General features: G+C 61.6%; 18 protein-coding genes and 1 other RNA gene. 15 read left to right on the top strand and 4 right to left on the bottom strand.

Going from position 1 to position 18,870, the window contains the following annotated elements; translation table 11 throughout:
• Position 1 precedes the first annotated feature (1 nt).
• A complete protein-coding gene (locus TMS3_RS18855; RefSeq protein ID WP_025166851.1) occupies positions 2–415 on the top strand; it encodes a ClpXP protease specificity-enhancing factor in 414 nt (137 codons plus the stop codon).
• 51 nt (positions 416–466) lie between these two features.
• On the opposite strand, the gene TMS3_RS18850 is transcribed toward TMS3_RS18855, so the two are convergent.
• Genes TMS3_RS18850 through TMS3_RS18835 form a run of 4 tightly spaced genes read right to left on the bottom strand, consistent with a single transcriptional unit; the run spans position 467 to position 3,803 of the window.
• Positions 467–1,000: a BON domain-containing protein gene (locus TMS3_RS18850; RefSeq protein WP_025166850.1), complete on the bottom strand. Its 534-nt coding sequence runs from the start codon at positions 998–1,000 to the stop codon at positions 467–469.
• Positions 997–1,590: a phosphoheptose isomerase gene (locus TMS3_RS18845; protein ID WP_025166849.1), complete on the bottom strand. Its 594-nt coding sequence runs from the start codon at positions 1,588–1,590 to the stop codon at positions 997–999. Before TMS3_RS18845 ends, TMS3_RS18850 begins: the two co-directional genes overlap by 4 nt.
• A gap of 30 nt (positions 1,591–1,620) precedes the next feature.
• Positions 1,621–1,992 (bottom strand): YraN family protein, encoded by a 372-nt coding sequence (locus TMS3_RS18840; protein ID WP_200929720.1) that lies wholly within the window; start codon positions 1,990–1,992, stop codon positions 1,621–1,623.
• A complete protein-coding gene (locus tag TMS3_RS18835; RefSeq protein WP_025166847.1) occupies positions 1,992–3,803 on the bottom strand; it encodes a penicillin-binding protein activator in 1,812 nt (603 codons plus the stop codon). Before TMS3_RS18835 ends, TMS3_RS18840 begins: the two co-directional genes overlap by 1 nt.
• Before the next feature lie 90 nt (positions 3,804–3,893).
• Between TMS3_RS18835 and rsmI the strand changes: the two genes are divergently transcribed.
• From rsmI to TMS3_RS18770, 14 genes are all read left to right on the top strand, one after another.
• A complete protein-coding gene (gene rsmI, locus TMS3_RS18830) occupies positions 3,894–4,799 on the top strand; it encodes a 16S rRNA (cytidine(1402)-2'-O)-methyltransferase (RefSeq protein ID WP_029866481.1) in 906 nt (301 codons plus the stop codon).
• A gap of 40 nt (positions 4,800–4,839) precedes the next feature.
• Positions 4,840–5,198: RNase P RNA component class A (gene rnpB / locus TMS3_RS19470), an RNA gene on the top strand.
• 309 nt (positions 5,199–5,507) lie between these two features.
• Complete coding sequence (gene mraZ / locus TMS3_RS18825; protein ID WP_025166845.1) at positions 5,508–5,963, top strand: division/cell wall cluster transcriptional repressor MraZ; 456 nt, start codon at positions 5,508–5,510, stop codon at positions 5,961–5,963.
• A gap of 2 nt (positions 5,964–5,965) precedes the next feature.
• The gene (gene rsmH, locus TMS3_RS18820) at positions 5,966–6,907 is read left to right on the top strand and encodes a 16S rRNA (cytosine(1402)-N(4))-methyltransferase RsmH (RefSeq protein WP_200929714.1); all 942 of its coding nucleotides are present in this window, start codon (positions 5,966–5,968) and stop codon (positions 6,905–6,907) included.
• A complete protein-coding gene (gene ftsL, locus TMS3_RS18815; RefSeq protein WP_025166843.1) occupies positions 6,904–7,197 on the top strand; it encodes a cell division protein FtsL in 294 nt (97 codons plus the stop codon). Before rsmH ends, ftsL begins: the two co-directional genes overlap by 4 nt.
• Complete coding sequence (locus TMS3_RS18810; protein WP_025166842.1) at positions 7,197–8,927, top strand: peptidoglycan D,D-transpeptidase FtsI family protein; 1,731 nt, start codon at positions 7,197–7,199, stop codon at positions 8,925–8,927. The genes ftsL and TMS3_RS18810 overlap by 1 nt, the downstream gene beginning before the upstream one ends.
• Entirely contained in the window at positions 8,927–10,390 is a 1,464-nt protein-coding gene (locus TMS3_RS18805) for a UDP-N-acetylmuramoyl-L-alanyl-D-glutamate--2,6-diaminopimelate ligase (RefSeq protein ID WP_025166841.1), read from the top strand. Before TMS3_RS18810 ends, TMS3_RS18805 begins: the two co-directional genes overlap by 1 nt.
• Positions 10,383–11,762, top strand: coding sequence for a UDP-N-acetylmuramoyl-tripeptide--D-alanyl-D-alanine ligase (locus TMS3_RS18800; RefSeq protein ID WP_025166840.1), 1,380 nt, complete (start codon positions 10,383–10,385; stop codon positions 11,760–11,762). The genes TMS3_RS18805 and TMS3_RS18800 overlap by 8 nt, the downstream gene beginning before the upstream one ends.
• Positions 11,763–12,845 carry a phospho-N-acetylmuramoyl-pentapeptide-transferase gene (mraY, locus tag TMS3_RS18795; RefSeq protein ID WP_025166839.1) on the top strand — a complete coding sequence of 361 codons (1,083 nt, stop codon included), beginning with the start codon at positions 11,763–11,765 and terminating at the stop codon, positions 12,843–12,845.
• A gap of 7 nt (positions 12,846–12,852) precedes the next feature.
• On the top strand, positions 12,853–14,199 hold the full coding sequence (gene murD, locus TMS3_RS18790; RefSeq protein ID WP_025166838.1) for a UDP-N-acetylmuramoyl-L-alanine--D-glutamate ligase: 1,347 nt from the start codon (positions 12,853–12,855) through the stop codon (positions 14,197–14,199).
• Entirely contained in the window at positions 14,199–15,425 is a 1,227-nt protein-coding gene (gene ftsW / locus TMS3_RS18785; protein ID WP_025166837.1) for a putative lipid II flippase FtsW, read from the top strand. The genes murD and ftsW overlap by 1 nt, the downstream gene beginning before the upstream one ends.
• Positions 15,415–16,485 (top strand): undecaprenyldiphospho-muramoylpentapeptide beta-N-acetylglucosaminyltransferase, encoded by a 1,071-nt coding sequence (gene murG / locus TMS3_RS18780; RefSeq protein ID WP_025166836.1) that lies wholly within the window; start codon positions 15,415–15,417, stop codon positions 16,483–16,485. The genes ftsW and murG overlap by 11 nt, the downstream gene beginning before the upstream one ends.
• A gap of 28 nt (positions 16,486–16,513) precedes the next feature.
• On the top strand, positions 16,514–17,923 hold the full coding sequence (murC, locus tag TMS3_RS18775) for a UDP-N-acetylmuramate--L-alanine ligase (RefSeq protein ID WP_235576668.1): 1,410 nt from the start codon (positions 16,514–16,516) through the stop codon (positions 17,921–17,923).
• Positions 17,920–18,870, top strand: coding sequence for a D-alanine--D-alanine ligase (locus TMS3_RS18770; RefSeq protein WP_025166834.1), 951 nt, complete (start codon positions 17,920–17,922; stop codon positions 18,868–18,870). The genes murC and TMS3_RS18770 overlap by 4 nt, the downstream gene beginning before the upstream one ends.

The raw sequence follows: 18,870 nt of genomic DNA, 5'->3' as shown, positions 1-18,870 counted from the left end.
GATGAACTCTAGTCGTCCCTATCTGGTTCGGGCTCTGTATGAGTGGATCGTCGATAACGATTGCACTCCGCACCTGTTGGTCAATGCTGAGTTTGCAGGGGTGCAGGTGCCACCAGGCTTCGCCAGTGATGGGCAGATAGTCCTTAACGTATCGCCAGGTGCGGTGCGTCATCTGCACATGGATAACGAGGCGGTGAGCTTCGAGGGGCGTTTTGGTGGTGTGGCGCACAGCCTGTATGTTCCGGCTGCGGCGGTGCTGGCGATCTATGCGCGGGAGAACGGTCAAGGCATGGTCTTTGACTTGGAGCCGCCGGTGCCGGATGACGAGGAGGACGAAGGTCCGGGTGATCAAGGTCCGCCAGATGGCGAGCCGCCGCGACCGAGTGGCCGGCCCAGTCTGAAAGTGGTTAAGTAAACAAAAAGGCGACCCTCGGGTCGCCTTTTTTGTATGTGCTGCTGGCTGGGTTCAATCGGTGTACTGGAACAGTTTGACGATTTTCTGCACGCCAGAGACGCTCTGCACCAGGCTGGTAGCGTGATTGGCTTCCAGATGTGTAACCAGGCCGAGCAAGTAAACGATTCCGTTCTCTGTGACTACCTTGATGCGTGATCCCGGCACGCTGCTGTCGGCGAGCATTTGCGCCTTGACCTTGGTGGTTAGCAGGGAGTCGTTGCTGCGCGCGAGAACCGAGGTCGGCTGCAGGACCTGCAGCTCGTTATGCACCTTTCTGACGCCCTGTACCTTGCGTGCGGCTTGTTCGGCGGCGGCTTTGAGTTCACTGCGTGGGGTTTGCCCTGCGAGCAGTACGACGCCGTTATAGCTGGTGACCACGATATGCGAGGAGGGGCTGGTCAGGTCGGCATGCGCTCGCGAAATATTAGCGCTGACTTCAGGGTCGATGAACTGGTCATCGATCTTGTTGCCAATGCTGCGGCTGCCACAGCCGGAAAGAAGCAGGCTGAGTGCAAGAGTGGCAAGTATCAGTGGCGTGCGGGTCATTCTTCACTCCCAAATAGTTGGCTGTCGATCAGGTCGCACAAGCAATGGATCGCCAGTAGGTGGACTTCCTGGATGCGTGCGGTGACTTTCGAGGGCACGCGTATCTCGACATCTTCGGGAAGTAGCAGGGAGGCCATGCCGCCGCCATCGCGACCGGTCAGGGCAACCACGGTCATTTCGCGGTCATGGGCTGCTTGGATGGCCTGGATCACGTTGGCCGAGTTGCCGCTGGTGGAGATGGCCAGGAGTACGTCACCCGGTTGGCCGAGGGCGCGAATCTGTTTGGAAAATATCTCGTTGTAGCTGTAGTCGTTGGCGATCGAGGTGATGGTTGAGCTGTCGGTAGTCAGGGCGATGGCTGGAAGGCTGGGGCGTTCACGTTCGAAACGGTTGAGCAGTTCAGAGGAGAAATGCTGAGCGTCGCCGGCTGAGCCGCCGTTACCGCAGGTGAGGATCTTGCCTTCGCTGAGCAGTGCCTGAACCATGGCTTGGCTGCCCTGTGCGATGAATGGCACGAGCACTTCCATGGCCTGTTGCTTGGTTTCAATGCTGGCTTGGAACAGCTGGCGAATACGGGCTTGCATTTCCATTGGAGATATAACCTTCAGTGTTGTGTCTGCTCAGGTATCAAAGGCGTTTTGAATCCAGTTCAGTTGCGGAGCAGAGTTACCTTTGCTGTTGATGGCAATCACGTCAAAGCGGCATGGGTGCTTGGCCCAGCGCGATTCCTGTTGCAGGAAGTGCATTGCGGCTATCGTCAGCTTTTCACGCTTGCGCGCGTCAACGCTCTCAATGGCGCCACCCCAGGCGGCGTGCCGCCGGTAGCGTACCTCGACGAATACTACTGTATCCGTGTCGAGCATGACCAGATCGAGCTCGCCGCGGCGACAGTGCCAGTTCTGCGCCAATAGGCGCAGTCCCTGTTGCTCCAGGTGCTGGCGGGCGAGGGTCTCCGCCGCCTTGCCGCTGCTTTGGCTGCTGCTGTGATCGATCAAATGGGGGTGTCGGGCAGGCGCTGCACTTGGCCGTCGCGGAACTCGGCCCATGGCAGCTGGCGTTCGATGCGTTGCGCAGGGTTCAGGCTCAGCTTGCCGGACAGTCCGTTGATCTGGGTGCCGGGCAGTGCCTTGAGCTGGTCGAGGCGTGGTGCCAGGCGATAGGCGTCGGCGCCCATGGCGTAGAGTCGGCCAAGACTGCCCCCGGCTTGAGGCCATTGGCTGTCGGCTTGTTGCCGTAGCGGGTCGTTAACCCCTAGTAGCCAAGGCGTTTCGCAAAAACGAATGCCGTTGAGGTCTTTGTACTGGGCCTGGCTGTGATTGCCGGTGAACAGGTGCGAGGTCGCGTAGACCGGCACGTCACCGGCGTACTGGAAGGCCAGGGTGGGTTTTATTTGTTGGGCTTGTTGCGGGGTGCTCGCGAGGAAAATGAAGTCGACGTCCTGGCGTCGTGCCGGTTGCGCATCGACGCCTGTGCCCAGTGTGCTTTGCAGGCTCTTGGCGCGGGCTTCACTTTCGCGCAATTGGAACAGGTTGGCGATCTGTTGCGCCAGTTCAACGGGTTCGGCGATGTGTTCTGCGGCGATCAGTGTGCCGCCAGCGGCCTGCCAGCTCTGGCGGAAGGCGGCGAGCACACGATCGCCCCATTCCCCGCGTGGTACCAGGGCAACTGCGCGACGCATGCCGTCGGCCCAGGCGCGGCGAGCCACTTCACGGGCTTCATCTTCGGCGGCCAAGCCGAACTGGAACAGCTGGGCGGGACCCTCCTGGCCGGCATCGCTGTAGTTCAGTGCCAGTGTGGTGATCGGTAGCTGTTCGCGATCACTGAGTTGTTTGACCAGTGGTTTTTCCAGTGGGCCGATGACCAGTTGCACGCCTGCTGCTTGGGCCTGGCGGTAGAAGTCGTCCAGCGAGCTGAGGCGCGAGCTGTCGTACAGTTGAATGTTCGGTGGGTTCTGCCCGGCCTGTTGTGCTTGGTAGTGCGCGGCAAGAAAGCCGTCCCGCAGAGCGCGTGCGACTGAGGCAAGTTGGCCTTCCTGCGGCAGCAGCAGGGCTATTTCGCTCAGAGGCTGGCTGGAAAGGGCCAGGAGTTCGTCCAGTGCTTGCGGTAATTGCCGTGCGGCTGGGTGTTCGGGGTGTTGCATGCGCCAGCCGTCGATGGCGGCTTGCTGTTGCTTTAGCGTGCCTGCGGTCTGTGAGGCGCGCGCCAGGCTCAGCCAGCCGGCCAGGTCTGCATCGTTCTCGGTATGTGGCGTCTCGGGCGGCAGGCTGCTGACCAGTGTCCAGATGGTTTCGTGGTTGCGCTTGGCTGCCGCGGCTGTGAGCAGGGGGGCGATGAACACTCGCTCGCGGGCGGCAGCGAGAGGTTGTCCGTCTTCTTGCAGGGCTTGAGCGCGGGCCAGCTGAGTGCGGATTTGCTGCTCAATGGGCAGCTCGCCCAGGCGCTCCAGGCTGGGATGGCTAAGGGCGCGCAAGGCGGCTTTGGGTTTGTTGCGGGCCAGTGCCAGTTCTGCGCTCAAGGTGCTGGCATATACCTGTTGGGCGGGTTTCAGCTGGTCCAGTTGCACCTGCTCGAGAATCTGAATGGCGCGCCCCAGGTTTTTCTGCTGGTAGGCCAGGTCGGCGGCTGACAAGCGTAGCAAGGTCGCTTGTTCGGACTGGCTATCTCCGGCCTGTTGCAGCAGTTGCTCGACGCTGGCTTGAGGGGTACGCGGCAGTTCGCCGAGAGAGGAAGATGGCGAGTTGGCGCAGGCGGCGAGCAGGCCGACAAGGCAGAGGGTGGAGAGGAGGCGCAGGCAGGCGATCATGTAAGCGTTCCTGATACTTGATCAAATGAACGTCGAATTGTAACCAAGCGCGGGCGGCGACGCGATGTCGATGGTGTGAAACGGGCTACAATGCGCGCTTTCGTGAATGAAGAGGCTTGTGCTGTGACTGCTCCCGCTGCGCCTTTACTCGCCCTGGGCCGCCTTTTTGTGGTCGCTACACCTATTGGTAATCTGGAAGATCTGAGTGCCCGGGCGCTCAAGGTTCTCAATGAAGTGGCAGTGATTGCGGCTGAGGATACGCGTCATTCCGCGCGCCTGATGCAGCATTTCGGCATATCGACGCCGCTGGTGGCGTGTCATGAGCACAACGAGCGTGATCAGGGGGGGCGCTTTCTCGCGCGGCTGCAGGCTGGCGACGACCTGGCGCTGATTTCCGATGCGGGCACGCCGTTGATTTCCGACCCTGGCTATCATCTGGTGCGTCAGGCGCGTGCGGCGGGAATCACCGTGGTGCCGGTGCCGGGTGCCTGTGCCTTGATCGCAGCCTTGTCGGCCGCAGGTTTGCCATCCGATCGGTTTATTTTCGAGGGTTTTCTGCCGGCCAAGACGGCGGCGCGACGCGCCCGCCTGGAGCAGGTAAAAGAAGAGTCGCGCACGCTGATTTTCTACGAGGCGCCGCATCGTATTCTCGAGTCGCTGGAGGATATGCGGGAGGTCTTCGGGGGTGAGCGTCCGGCAGTGCTCGCGCGTGAGCTGACCAAGGCCTTCGAGACGCTGAAGGGCTCGCCATTGGCGGAGTTGTGCGCATGGGTGGCCGGCGATAGCAATCAGCAGCGTGGCGAGTGCGTGGTGTTGGTTGCCGGTTGGCAGGCACCTGAGGGTGAGGCGGCGGTGAGTGTTGAGGCGCTGCGCGTGCTTAATCTGCTGCTTGAGGAAATGCCGCTCAAGCGTGCGGCGGCCTTGGCGGCAGAGATCACTGGAGTGCGCAAGAATCTGCTCTATCAAGTGGCTTTGCAGCAGCAGAAGAGCGTTTGAGCTTGTTCTCTAGGGCCGGTGTCGCTACCCTTGGCGGCGGAGAGTCGATCGGACAGTCGCTGCCGCGTTTCGTTCTGCGAAATGTGGGGGAGGAAAGTCCGGGCTCCATAGGGCAGAGTGCCAGGTAACGCCTGGGGGGCGTGAGCCTACGGAAAGTGCCGCAGAAAATAACCGCCTAAGCGTTTCGGCGCCGGTAAGGGTGAAAAGGTGCGGTAAGAGCGCACCGCACGGCTGGTAACAGTCCGTGGCTAGGCAAACCCCACTCGGAGCAAGACCAAATAGGGTTCCATTGGCGTGGCCCGCGCTGGAACCGGGTAGGTTGCTAAAGGCGTGCAGTGATGTACGTCGTAGAGGAATGACTGTCCTCGACAGAACCCGGCTTACAGATCGACTCTCCACCTTTTTTCTGCCCTTCGCTTCACCTTTAATCCCGCCTTTTTAAGACCGAAAAAATCTTACTCTTAATAAATCACTTTAAGTCTGAAGTTCAGGCTGCTGTTGTGCCTGAATTTTAGCTGGTGCGCTTCTCGTCATCCTGCGTTTTTACCCCGCCTTAGCTTGCTAAATCGCCGTTCTATAAGGGTTTTTCCCCTGTGGCGCGCCTTGACGGTGGGGTGTGCGCGTTCCTATAGTGTGCGCAGGTGGTAAAAAGTGGCATGAAGTGGGTTTTTTAGGGCATGGATAGCTAATTCAAGGGGAAGCGCAGTCGTGTTTCGTGGAGCTAACGCCATCAGTCTCGACGCCAAAGGGCGACTCGCGATGCCAAGTCGGTATCGGGACGAGCTCGTGTCGCGTTGTGCGGGTCAGCTCATCGTTACCATCGACGCTATCGACCCCTGTCTTTGTGTCTATCCACTGGCCGAGTGGGAGCTGATCGAGAGCAAGTTACGTGAGCTGGCGTCCTTTCGTGAGGAAAACCGCCGCTTGCAGCGATTGCTGATCGGCAATGCCGTCGACCTGGAGCTGGATGCCAGCGGTCGTTTTCTGGTGCCGCCGCGTTTGCGCGAGTACGCCAAGCTGGATAAACGCGCGATGCTGGTTGGTCAACTCAACAAATTTCAACTGTGGGATGAAGACACCTGGAATGCGGTGGCCGATGCCGATTTGGCCGCCATCAAGCAGCCGGGTGCTTTGTCCGACGACTTACGTGACCTGATCCTGTGACTATGACTAATAGCTTTCGCCATATAACTGTGTTGCTCGATGAAGCCGTCGATGGGCTTTGCGTGCGGGCGGATGGCTGCTATCTGGATGGTACCTTCGGGCGGGGTGGGCACAGTCGGCTGATTCTTGAAAGGCTGGGGCCAGACGGCCATTTATTGGGGTTCGATAAAGATCCCCTGGCGATTGCGACGGGGAATGCGCTAGCGGCCGAAGACGGCCGCTTTGTCGTTGTGCAGCGTAGTTTTGCGGAACTTGATCAAGAAACCGCTGTCCGTGGCCTGGCCGGCAAGGTGAGTGGGATTCTCCTCGATCTGGGGGTCTCATCGCCGCAGCTGGACGATGCCGAGCGTGGTTTCAGTTTTCTCAACGACGGTCCTCTGGATATGCGCATGGACCCGAGCCGTGGCGTCAGTGCTGCGCAGTGGATTGCCAGCGCCAGTGAAGAAGAGATCGCCCGGGTTTTCAAAGAGTACGGTGAGGAGCGGTTCGCCAAGCGCATGGCGCGCGCCGTGGTGCAGCGTCGTGCCGAACGACCGTTTGAGCGCACCGCCGACTTGGCTCAAGTGCTTACGGTTGCCAACCCTGCGTGGGAGAAAGGCAAGAATCCTGCGACTCGTGCTTTTCAGGGTTTGCGTATTTATATCAATAACGAATTGGGCGATCTGGAGCATGGCCTCGACGCCGCGCTGGAGGCACTTGAGGTTGGTGGGCGGCTGGTGGTGATCAGTTTTCATTCGCTGGAGGATCGTATCGTCAAGCTCTTCATGCGCAAGCATGCCAAGGGTGAAGCGGATAAGTTGCCGCGTGATCTGCCCATCATTCCAGAAGCGTTTCAGCCTCGTCTGAAGCTGATCGGCAAGCCGCAGTTTGCTTCGGAAGCCGAATTGAAGGCCAATCCACGTTCGCGCAGTGCGGTGATGCGTGTGGCGGAGAAAGTGCGATGAGCGCGGTATTTGCCTCGCCTATCCCGCGCGGCAGCCTGCTGATGCTGGTGCTGTTTCTTATCGTGCTCGGTTCGGCCCTGGCGGTTTCTTATAGTGCCCACTGGAATCGCCAGTTGCTTAACGGTCTGTATGCCGAGCTAAGTGTCCGCGACAAGGCGCAGGCCGAGTGGGGGCGCCTGATTCTCGAGCAGAGCACCTGGACGGCACATAATCGTATCGAAGCCTTGGCCCGCGAACAGCTGAGCATGCGTATTCCCGACGCCGCCGAAGTGCGCATGGTGGCGCCATGATCAAGCTCGAAGGCGCTCTCTATCCCTGGCGGTTCCGCTTGGTGCTGTTACTTCTGGCATTGATGGTCGGGGCGATTGCCTGGCGTATCGTCGACTTGCAGGTGATCGATCGGGACTTCCTGCAGGCTCACGGCGATGCGCGCAGCGTGCGACATATTCCTATTCCCGCGCACCGTGGCCTGATCACCGATCGCAATGGCGAACCGTTGGCCGTGAGCACCCCGGTGACTACGTTGTGGGCCAATGGCAAGGAACTGTACAAGGCTCGCGAGCAATTGGGCACGTTAGCCAAAGCCCTGGGCCAGGATGCCAAGGTTCTGGCGGCGCGTTTGGAGCAAAATCGCGAGCGCGAGTTCATGTACCTGGTGCGTGGCCTGACGCCTGAAAAGGGTCAGCAGGTGCTCGACCTGAAGGTGCCGGGCGTCTACGCCATCGAAGAGTTCCGGCGCTTCTACCCGGCGGGTGAAGTGGCCGCCCACGTGATCGGTTTTACCGATATCGACGATCGTGGTCGCGAGGGCATGGAGTTGGCATTCGATGAGTGGCTGGCTGGTGTGCCAGGCAAGCGTCAAGTGCTCAAGGACCGCCGAGGCAGCCTGATCAAGGATGTTCAGGTCGCGCAGAATGCCAAGCCTGGCAAGGCCTTGGCGTTGTCTGTCGACCTGCGTCTGCAGTACCTGGCGCATCGCGAGTTGCGCAATGCGTTGATCGAATTTGGCGCCAAGGCCGGAAGCCTGGTGATGGTTGATGTGAAGAGCGGCGAAGTGCTGGCCATGGTCAACCAGCCGACTTACAACCCAAACAATCGCCGCAATCTGCAGCCGGCGGCCATGCGTAATCGGGCATTGATCGACGTGTTCGAACCTGGCTCGACCATGAAGCCCTTCTCGATGAGTGCTGCGCTGCAAAGCGGCCGCTGGAAGCCGAGCGACACGGTCGATGTCTATCCGGGTTCGTTGCGCATTGGCCGCTATACCATTCGCGACGTCTCACGCGCCAATGGTCCGCTGAGCCTCACCGACATCCTGATCAAGTCGAGCAACGTCGGCATGAGCAAGATCGCCTTCGATATTGGTGGCGAGGCGATCTATGCCGTCATGCAGCAGGTCGGTCTGGGGCAGGATACCGGGCTGGGGTTCCCCGGCGAGCGGGTCGGCAACCTGCCCAACCATCGCAACTGGCATCAGGCGGAAACCGCGACCCTGTCCTATGGCTACGGCCTGTCAGTGACTGCAGTCCAGCTCGCGCACGCCTATTCCGTCCTGGGTAACAGTGGGCGCATGGTGCCGTTATCGCTGACCCGGGTGGATCGGCTGGACGAGGGTGTGCAAGTGATTCCAGAAGATGTCGCCCAGACCCTGCAAGGCATGCTGCAGCAGGTGATCGAAGCGCCTGGTGGTGTGTTCCGCGCCCAGGTGCCGGGTTACCACGTTGCCGGCAAGAGCGGGACGGCGCGCAAGGTGAGCGTGGGCAGCAAGGGTTACCGAGAAAACGCCTACCGTTCGCTGTTCGCCGGTTTCGCGCCAGCGGCTAACCCACGTATTGCGATTGCCGTAGTGATCGACGAGCCGAGCAAGAGTGGCTACTACGGCGGCCTGGTGTCGGCCCCGGTGTTTGGCAAGGTGATGGCCGGGGCGCTGCGTCTGATGAACATCGCGCCAGACAACTTGCCGCCACCCGTCGAGTCGCAGGTGACGGCGGTGAACGCAGACAAAGGAGGGCGTATCTGATGCCCATGCCTCTCAATCAATTATTGCCTGAAGCTGCCAGCGCCGGGCTGATCCGTGAGCTGACTCTGGATAGCCGTAAAGTGCGTCCCGGCGATCTGTTCCTCGCCGTGCCGGGCGGCCAGCAGGATGGTCGCCTGCATATCGCCGATGCAATCGCGCGCGGGGCTGCTGCAGTGGCCTATGAGGCCGACGGGGCGCCGACTATTGTCCGTGGCAGCGCCGAACTGGTGGCGATCAAGGGCCTGGCCGGGCAGTTGTCGGCGATCGCCGGGCGTTTTTATGGTGAGCCGAGTCGTGGGCTGCATCTGGTGGGCATCACCGGCACCAACGGTAAAACCAGCGTTAGCCAGCTGCTGGCCCAGGCCCTGGACCTGCTCGGTCAGCGCTGCGGCATCGTCGGCACCTTGGGTAACGGCTTTTATAACGCCCTGGCGCTCGGCCGTCACACCACGCCGGACCCGATCGGCGTACAGGCGACGCTGGCCGATTTGAAAAAGGCCGGCGCCCGCGCGGTGGCTATGGAGGTCTCTTCGCACGGACTGCATCAGGGCCGGGTTGCGGCGCTGGCGTTCGATGTGGCGGTGTTTACCAACCTGTCGCGCGACCATCTGGACTATCACGGTTCGATGGAAGCTTACGCCGAAGCCAAGTTCATGCTGTTCCGGCGCCCAGGTCTGCGCTGCCGGGTACTGAATATAGATGATGCCGCCGGGCGCAAGTTGGCCGAGGATCAGCTGGAGTCGCGTCTGATCAGCTATAGCCTGGAAGACTCCAGTGCTTATCTGTATTGCCGTGAGGCCCAGTTCGACGATCAGGGCGTGCGCGCCAGACTGGTCACTCCGCGCGGTGAAGGCAGTCTGCGTAGTTCCTTGCTCGGGCGCTTCAACCTGAGCAATCTGCTGGCCGTGGTCGGTGCGTTGCTCGGAATGGATTATCCACTCGATGAAATTCTCAAGGTGTTGCCGCGTCTGCAGGGGCCTGTCGGACGCATGCAGCGCTTGGGCGGGATCAAGCAGCCGCTGGTGGTGGTCGACTACGCGCACACCCCAGATGCCCTGGAGCAAGTTCTGCAGGCTCTGCGCCCACACGTTCAGGGGCGCTTGTTGTGCCTGTTCGGCTGTGGCGGCGACCGTGATCGCGGCAAGCGTCCGTTGATGGCTGCGGTGGTTGAGCGTTTGGCCGATGGCGTGCTGGTGACCGATGACAATCCGCGCAGCGAGGCGCCGGAACAGATTTTCAGCGATATCCGCGCGGGGTTCAGTGCACCGGAACGTGTGCGCTTCATGCATGGCCGGGGCCAGGCAATTGCCCAGCTGATCGGCGAGGCAGAGGCGGACGATGTCTTGGTGTTGGCCGGTAAGGGGCACGAGGATTATCAGGAAATCAACGGCGAGCGTCAGCCCTTCTCCGATCTCGACGAAGCTGGTAAAGCCTTAGTGGCATGGGAGGTCGGGCATGCTTAAGGCCTTGCGTTTGAGCGAAGTGGCACTGCCGCTGAATGGCCGTCTGTTTGGCGAGGATTGCAGCTTCGATGCGGTCAGTACCGACAGTCGAGCGATTAAACCGGGACAGTTGTTTGTCGCCCTGAGCGGCCCGCGTTTCGATGGTCACGATTACCTGGCCGATGTTGCCGCCCAAGGCGCGGTGGCCGCCCTGGTCGAGCGTGAAGTGGCGAATGCCCCGCTGCCGCAGTTGCTGGTCGGTGATACCCGCCGGGCGCTCGGTCAGCTGGCGGCGCTGAATCGTCAGGCCTATGGCGGACCATTGGCGGCAGTTACCGGCTCCAGCGGCAAGACGACGGTCAAGGAAATGCTCGCCAGTATTCTGCGTGCGGCATGCGTCGGGCAGGGCGGCGAGGTATTGGCGACCCGTGGCAATTTGAATAATGACCTTGGCGCACCCCTGACGCTGCTGGAGCTGGCGCCTGCGCACCGCGCTGCGGTGATCGAACTGGGCGCCTCGCGAGTTGGTGAAATCCGTTACACAGTAGGGCTGACTCGGCCCGATGTGGCAATCATTACCAATGCCGGCACGGCGCACGTTGGCGAGTTTGGCGGCCCGGAAAAAATCGTCGAGGCCAAAGGTGAGATTCTCGAAGGCCTGACAGCCGACGGTGTCGCAGTGCTGAACCTGGATGACCCGGCGTTCCTCACCTGGAAGCTGCGCGCCAAGGGGCGGCAAGTGTTGAGCTTTGCCCTGAGCAATCCCGACGCAGATTTCCATGCCCTCGATCTAGCGTGCGATGCACGCGGTTGTTTGGCCTTCAGCCTGCATTGCGCCGAAGGTCAGGCGCGTATTCAGCTCAACCTTCTGGGCCAGCACAACGTCGCCAATGCCGTGGCGGCAGCCGCCGCAGCACATGCCCTGGCAGTGCCGTTGGTCGATATCAAGACCGGGCTGGAAAACCTGCAACCAGTCAAAGGTCGCGGTGTAGCGCAGCTGGCGACGAATGGCGTGCGAGTCATCGATGACAGCTACAACGCCAACCCCGCCTCGATTTGCGCGGCCATTGATATACTCGCCGGCTTTTCCGGTCGCACCGTTCTGGTGCTCGGCGATATGGGCGAGTTGGGGGCGTGGGCCGAGCAAGGCCATCGTGATGTTGGGCGTTATGCGCAGGGTAAAGTCGATGCGCTTTACGCGGTTGGTCCGTTGATGACTTATGCGGTCGAAGAATTTGCAGTAAATGGCCGGCACTTCGCCGAACAAGCCAGCCTGATCGAAGCGCTTCGCGCTGAGCAGGGCGATACCACCATTCTAATTAAAGGTTCACGCAGCGCAGCGATGGAAAAAGTCGTCGCGGCGCTGTGTGGCATATCCGGGGAGAGTCACTAAATGCTGCTGCTGCTGGCGGAGTACCTGCAACAGTTCCACAAGGGTTTCGCCGTGTTCCAGTACCTGACACTGCGCGGCATCCTCGGCGTATTGACGGCGCTGGCGTTATCGCTGTGGCTGGGGCCGTGGATGATCCGTACCTTGCAAGTCCGCCAGATTGGCCAGTCGGTGCGCAACGACGGCCCGCAGTCGCACCTGTCGAAGAAGGGCACGCCGACCATGGGCGGTGCACTGATTCTATCGGCCATCGCCATCAGCACGCTGCTCTGGGCCGACTTGAGCAACCGCTATGTATGGGTGGTGCTGGCCGTCACCCTGTTGTTCGGTGCCATTGGCTGGGTCGATGACTACCGCAAAGTGATCGAGAAGGATTCACGCGGCCTGCCAAGCCGCTGGAAGTATTTTTGGCAGTCGGTGTTCGGCCTGGGAGCGGCGCTCTTCCTTTATATGACCGCACAGAGCCCGCTGGAGACCACCCTGATCCTGCCGCTGCTCAAGGACGTGAGTATTCCACTGGGCGCGGGATTCGTGGTGCTGACCTACTTCGTCATCGTCGGCTCGAGCAATGCGGTGAACCTGACCGATGGTCTGGATGGTCTGGCCATCCTGCCGACCGTGATGGTCGGCGGCGCGCTGGGGATCTTCTGCTACCTGTCGGGTAACGTGAATTTCGCCGATTACCTGCTGATCCCCTATTTGCCGGGCGCCGGTGAGCTGATCGTGTTCTGCGCCGCGCTGGTGGGGGCCGGTCTCGGTTTTCTCTGGTTCAACACCTACCCGGCGCAAGTCTTCATGGGCGACGTCGGAGCGCTGGCGCTGGGCGCGGCACTGGGCACCATCGCGGTGATCGTCCGTCAGGAAGTGGTGCTGTTCATCATGGGCGGGGTGTTCGTGATGGAAACCCTGTCGGTGATCATCCAGGTCGCATCCTTCAAGTTGACCGGCAAGCGGGTGTTCCGCATGGCGCCGATTCATCACCATTTCGAGCTTAAAGGCTGGCCGGAGCCGCGGGTGATCGTGCGCTTCTGGATCATCACGGTGATCCTGGTGCTGGTCGGTTTAGCCACTCTTAAACTGCGCTGAGGACTGTATGAGCCTGATCGCTTCTGACCACTTCCGCATCGTTGTCGGCCTCGGCAAGAGCGGCATGTCCCTGGTGCGCTTTCTGGCGCGCCAGGGTATGCGCTTTGCCGTGGCCGATACGCGAGCGAACCCGCCGGAGTTGAGCGCCCTGCGCGAACAGTTCCCGCAGGTGGAAGTGCGTTGCGGCGAACTGGACGTGGAATTCCTCTGCCGGGCCAGCGAGTTGTTGATCAGTCCCGGTTTGGCGGTCGCTACACCGGCACTGCAGGAAGCCGCCAGACGGGGCGTCAAACTGTCGGGCGATATCGATCTGTTCGCCCGTTATGCCAAGGCGCCGATCATCGCCATCACCGGCTCTAACGCGAAAAGTACGGTCACCACCCTGGTTGGAGAGATGGCTGCAGCGGCCGGCAAGAAAGTCGCCGTGGGTGGCAACCTGGGTACGCCGGCACTCGACTTGCTAGCCGATGACGTCGAGTTGTACGTGCTGGAGCTGTCCAGCTTCCAGCTGGAAACCACCGATCTGCTGAATGCCGAAGTGGCGACCTGCCTGAACATCAGCGAAGACCACATGGATCGCTACAGCGGGCTGCCGGCCTATCACCTGGCCAAGCACCGGATCTTCCGTGGCGCCAAGCAAGTGGTGGTGAACCGCGATGACGCCTTGTCGCGGCCGCTGGTTGCCGATCAGCTACCGTGCTGGAACTTTGGCCTGGGCAAGCCGGACTTCAAGCGCTTCGGCCTGCTCGAGGAGCACGGCGAGAAATGCCTGGCCTTCCAGTTCGATGCGCTGTTGCCGGTGCGCGAGCTGAAAATTCGCGGCGCCCATAACCAGTCCAACGCCCTCGCGGCCCTGGCGCTGGGGCATGCGGCAGGCCTGCCGTTCGCGCCGATGCTGGCGACCCTGAAAACATTCGCCGGCCTGCCGCACCGCTGCCAATGGGTCGGCGAGCGTCATGGCGTGAGCTACTACGACGACTCCAAGGCGACCAATGTCGGCGCCGCTCTGGCCGCCATCGACGGGCTTGGGGCGGATATCGCCGGCAAGCTGGTGCTGATTGCCGGTGGTGATGGCAAGGGCGCGGATTTCTCGGCACTGCGCGGGCCGGTGGGCAAATTTTGCCGCGCCGTGGTGTTGCTGGGCCGTGATGCCGAGCGTTTGGCGGCGGTGCTTGATGGTGCCGCGCCAATAGTCCGGGTGAGCAGTCTGCAGGAGGCCGTGCAGCGTTGTGCTGAACTGGCGCAGACGGGCGATGCCGTGCTGCTGTCGCCGGCTTGCGCCAGCCTCGACATGTTCAAGAATTTTGAAGAGCGTGGTCGCCTGTTCGCCCTTGCCGTGGAGGGTCTGAACTGATGCTTGCCCGCCTGCTCGCCGCCCCGTCACCCCTGCATACCCGTCGCGGTATCGATCTCGACTTCCCGTTGCTGGCTGGCTGCCTGGCTCTGCTGGGGCTTGGGCTGGTGATGATCACCTCGGCATCGACGGAAGTCGCCGCGGCACTGACTGGCAATCCGCTCTACCACATGCTCCGTCATCTTATTTACCTGGTGCTGGGGCTGTCTGCCGGCGTGGTGACCCTGCTGGTGCCGATGGCGTTCTGGCAGCGTTTCGGTGGAACCCTGCTGCTCATGGCCGTAGCTCTGCTGATCATGGTGCTGCTGCCGGGGATCGGTCGTGAGGTCAATGGTGCGAATCGCTGGATCGGCTTCGGCATGTTCAACGTGCAGCCTTCCGAACTGGCCAAGCTGTTCACCGTGTTGTTCTTGGCGGGCTACCTGGTGCGCCGGCAAACCGAGGTGCGCGAGAGACTGATCGGCTTTCTCAAGCCTCTGGCGGTGCTCGCGCCCATTGCCGGCCTGCTGTTGGCCGAGCCGGACTTCGGCGCGACCGTGGTGCTGGTTGGCGCTTCGATCGCCATGCTGTTCCTCGGCGGGGTCAACCTGTGGCGCTTCATCCCGCTGGCCGCCGGCGTATTGGCCGCCGGTGCCCTGGTGATGACGGGGCAGTCCTACCGCATGCAACGCCTGACCAATTTCGTCGACCCCTGGGCTGACCAGTTCGGCGCCGGCTATCAGCTGAGTCAGGCGTTGATCGCCTTCGGTCGCGGCGAATGGTTCGGGGTAGGTCTGGGTAACAGCGTGCAGAAGCAGTTCTATCTACCGGAAGCGCATACCGACTTCGTCTTCGCCGTGCTCGCCGAAGAACTGGGCATGGTCGGGGCACTAGCCACCGTCGCTCTGTTCGTCTTCGTCAGCGTGCGCGCCCTGTACATCGGCCTATGGGCGGAGAAGGCCAAACAGTTGTTCTCCGCTTATGTCGCCTACGGCTTGGCTTTTCTGTGGATTGGCCAGGTGCTGATCAATATTGGGGTAAACGTCGGCCTGCTGCCGACCAAGGGCTTGACCCTGCCGTTCCTCAGCTATGGTGGCAGTTCCCTGGTGATCTGCTGCGTCAGCCTGGCGCTGCTGCTGCGTATCGAGTGGGAGCGACGCACCGAGCTGGGCAGCGAGGAAGCAGACTTCAAAGAGTCGGATTTCCTTGAGGGGCATGATGCCGTGGAGGTGAAGCATGCCCGGTAATGTGCTGATCATGGCCGGCGGCACCGGTGGCCACGTGTTCCCGGCGCTGGCCTGTGCTCGCGAGTTCCAGGCGCGCGGCTACCGTGTACATTGGCTGGGGACGCCGCGGGGCATCGAAAACGAACTGGTGCCGGCCGCCGGTCTGCCGCTGCACCTGATCAACGTCAGCGGGCTGCGCGGTAAGGGTAAGTTGTCTTTGCTCAAAGCGCCTTTCCAGCTGCTCAAGGCGCTGTTCCAGGCACGCAAAGTCGTGCGTGAGCTGCAGCCAGTCTGCGTGCTCGGCATGGGCGGGTATGTCACCGGTCCCGGCGGCTTGGCCGCCAAACTGTCCGGCGCGCCGTTGATCATCCACGAGCAGAACGCCGTGGCCGGTACCGCCAATCGCAGCCTGGTGCCGTTTGCCAGTCGCGTCTGCGAGGCCTTCCCGAATACCTTCCGCGCTTCGGCTAAACGCCGTACTACCGGTAACCCGGTACGCGAGGAGCTGTTTCTGGAAACCCCGCGTGAATCGTTGCTCAATCGCCGCCCGCGGCTGTTGGTGCTGGGCGGTAGCCTGGGGGCCGAACCGCTGAATAAATTGCTGCCAGAAGCCTTGGCTGGAGTGGCGGCCGAATTGCGCCCCGAGGTGTTCCATCAGGCGGGCAAGCAGCACGACGCAATTACTGGCGAACGTTATCGCGCGGCGGGCGTCGAAGCGCAGGTCGCGCCTTTTATCAAGGATATGGCGCGCGCCTATGCCTGGGCCGATCTGGTGGTGTGCCGCGCCGGCGCCTTGACCGTCAGCGAACTGGCCGCCGCCGGGCTGCCATCCTTCCTGGTGCCGCTGCCCCACGCGATCGACGATCACCAGACGCAAAACGCCGGCTATCTCGCCAGAGAGGGCGCCGCTGTCCTTCTGCCGCAAGGCACCACTGACGCCGCCACGCTGGCCACACAGTTGACCGAGGTTTTGATGCACTCCGAACGATTGAACCAAATGGCTAGCACAGCGCGACGTCTGGCCAGGCCCGATGCCACCCGCAATGTGGTCGAGATTTGCCTGGAGGTGGCCCGTGGTTGAGAACCAGAAAGCATTCCCGCAGCCGGAAATGCGCCGGATTCGTCGCATCCACTTCGTCGGTATCGGCGGCGCCGGTATGTGCGGTATCGCCGAGGTGCTGCTGAATCTCGGCTACCAGGTGTCCGGCTCCGACCTCAAGGGCTCGGCGGTGACCGAGCGCTTGCAGAAGTTCGGTGCAGAGATTTTTATCGGTCACCGTGCCGAGAACGCGGAAAATGCCGACGTATTGGTGGTTTCCAGTGCGGTCAACACCTCCAATCCTGAAGTGGCGAGCGCCCTTGAACGGCGCGTGCCCGTAGTGCCGCGGGCCGAGATGCTCGCCGAGCTGATGCGTTACCGCCACGGCGTCGCGGTCGCCGGTACTCACGGCAAGACCACCACCACCAGTCTGCTGGCCTCGGTTTTCGCCGCTGGTGGCCTGGACCCGACCTTCGTGATTGGCGGTCGTCTGAATGCTGCCGGCACCAACGCACAGCTCGGCACCAGCCGCTATCTGATTGCCGAGGCCGACGAGAGCGACGCCAGTTTCCTGCACCTGCAGCCCATGGTCGCGGTCGTCACCAATATCGACATGGACCACATGAGCACCTACGAGGGGGACTTCAACCGGTTGAAGAAAACCTTCGTCGAGTTCCTGCATAACCTGCCGTTTTACGGCCTGGCCGTGGTCTGCGTGGACGATCCGGTGGTGCGCGAGATTCTGCCGCAGGTAGCGCGCCCGATCATGACGTACGGTTTTGATGAAGGCGCGGATGTGCGGGCGATCAATGTGCGCCAGCAGGGCATGGTGACCCATTTCACCGTGTTGCGTCGCGACCGCGAGCCGCTCGATGTGTCGGTCAATATGCCGGGCAACCACAACGTGCTGAACGCCCTGGCGACCATCGCCATCGCCACCGACGAAGGCATCAGCGATGAAGCCATTGTTCAGGGGCTCTCGGGCTTCCAGGGCGTCGGTCGGCGCTTTCAGGTGTACGGCGAGCTGCCGGTGGACGGCGGCAGCGTGATGCTGGTCGACGACTACGGTCATCACCCGCGTGAAGTAGCCGCGGTGATCAAGGCCGTGCGTGGCGGTTGGCCGGAGCGGCGCCTGGTGATGGTGTACCAGCCACATCGTTTCAGTCGTACTCGCGACCTGTACGACGACTTCGTCCAGGTGCTGGGTGAAACCAATGTGCTGCTGTTGATGGAAGTCTATCCGGCCGGCGAAGAGCCGATTCCCGGGGCGGACAGCCGACAGCTGTGCCACAGCATTCGTCAGCGTGGTCAGCTCGACCCGATTTACATCGAGCGTGGTGTCGAACTGGCACCGCTGATCAAGCCGCTGCTGCGTGCCGGCGACATCCTGCTCTGCCAGGGCGCCGGAGATATTGGTGGCCTTGCGCCGCAGTTGTTGCAGAGCCCTTTATTCGCCGCGGGCAAAGGTGAGTCGAAATGAGTGCCGATAGTTTGCAATCCCAGTTTCCGGTCACGGCCTTCGGACGCGTGGCGGTGCTGTTCGGCGGCAAGAGCGCCGAGCGCGAGGTCTCGCTGAAGTCCGGCAATGCCGTGCTCAAAGCCCTGCAAGGCGCAGGCGTGGATGCCTTCGGTATCGATGTCGGCAATGACTTCCTGCAGCGCCTGCTCAACGAGAAGATCGACCGTGCCTTTATCGTCCTGCATGGTCGCGGCGGTGAAGATGGCAGTATGCAAGGGCTGCTCGAGTGCGCCGGTATTCCCTATACCGGCAGCGGCATTCTGGCGTCTGCCCTGGCCATGGACAAATTGCGCACCAAGCAGGTCTGGCAAAGTCTGGGGCTGCCGACACCGCGTCATGCGGTATTGGCCAGTGCCGAGGATTGTCGTGCCGCTGCGACTGAGCTGGGTTTCCCGTTGATCGTCAAACCCGCGCATGAAGGTTCGAGCATCGGCATGGCCAAGGTGGCCGATGTCGAGGCGTTGATCGCCGCCTGGCAAGACGCCAGTCAGTACGACGCGCAGGTGTTGGTCGAACAATGGATTCACGGTCCCGAGTTCACCATCGCCACCCTGCGTGGCCAGGTGCTGCCGCCGATTGCCCTGGGCACGCCGCACAGTTTCTACGACTACGACGCCAAGTACCTGGCCAATGACACCCAGTACCGCATTCCGTGCGGTCTCGACGCTGCCAAGGAACAGGAGCTGAAGACCCTGTCCGCGCGCGCCTGTGAGGCCGTGGGCAGTCAGGGTTGGGCGCGCGTCGATGTAATGCAGGATGACCAGGGGCAATTCTGGTTGCTGGAGGTCAACACCGTGCCAGGTATGACCGATCACAGTCTGGTGCCGATGGCCGCTGCGGCTGCCGGTCTGGACTTTCAACAGCTGGTGTTGGCGATCCTCGCCGACAGCCTTGAGGCTCGGGGTTAA

Source organism: Pseudomonas taeanensis MS-3, from assembly GCF_000498575.2.
Lineage (GTDB): Bacteria > Pseudomonadota > Gammaproteobacteria > Pseudomonadales > Pseudomonadaceae > Aquipseudomonas > Aquipseudomonas taeanensis.
This window is presented reverse-complemented; position numbering and strand designations above follow the sequence as displayed.

Coding starts and splice junctions, on each gene's coding strand:
- TMS3_RS18855 (WP_025166851.1), top strand. CDS start 2: ATGAACTCTAGTCGTCCCTATCTGGTTCGGGCTCTGTATGAGTGGATC.
- TMS3_RS18850 (WP_025166850.1), bottom strand. CDS start 1,000: ATGACCCGCACGCCACTGATACTTGCCACTCTTGCACTCAGCCTGCTT.
- TMS3_RS18845 (WP_025166849.1), bottom strand. CDS start 1,590: ATGGAAATGCAAGCCCGTATTCGCCAGCTGTTCCAAGCCAGCATTGAA.
- TMS3_RS18835 (WP_025166847.1), bottom strand. CDS start 3,803: ATGATCGCCTGCCTGCGCCTCCTCTCCACCCTCTGCCTTGTCGGCCTG.
- rsmI (WP_029866481.1), top strand. CDS start 3,894: ATGCGCGCTTTCGTGAATGAAGAGGCTTGTGCTGTGACTGCTCCCGCT.
- rsmH (WP_200929714.1), top strand. CDS start 5,966: ATGACTAATAGCTTTCGCCATATAACTGTGTTGCTCGATGAAGCCGTC.
- ftsL (WP_025166843.1), top strand. CDS start 6,904: ATGAGCGCGGTATTTGCCTCGCCTATCCCGCGCGGCAGCCTGCTGATG.
- TMS3_RS18805 (WP_025166841.1), top strand. CDS start 8,927: ATGCCCATGCCTCTCAATCAATTATTGCCTGAAGCTGCCAGCGCCGGG.
- TMS3_RS18800 (WP_025166840.1), top strand. CDS start 10,383: ATGCTTAAGGCCTTGCGTTTGAGCGAAGTGGCACTGCCGCTGAATGGC.
- mraY (WP_025166839.1), top strand. CDS start 11,763: ATGCTGCTGCTGCTGGCGGAGTACCTGCAACAGTTCCACAAGGGTTTC.
- murD (WP_025166838.1), top strand. CDS start 12,853: ATGAGCCTGATCGCTTCTGACCACTTCCGCATCGTTGTCGGCCTCGGC.
- ftsW (WP_025166837.1), top strand. CDS start 14,199: ATGCTTGCCCGCCTGCTCGCCGCCCCGTCACCCCTGCATACCCGTCGC.
- murG (WP_025166836.1), top strand. CDS start 15,415: ATGCCCGGTAATGTGCTGATCATGGCCGGCGGCACCGGTGGCCACGTG.
- murC (WP_235576668.1), top strand. CDS start 16,514: ATGCGCCGGATTCGTCGCATCCACTTCGTCGGTATCGGCGGCGCCGGT.
- TMS3_RS18770 (WP_025166834.1), top strand. CDS start 17,920: ATGAGTGCCGATAGTTTGCAATCCCAGTTTCCGGTCACGGCCTTCGGA.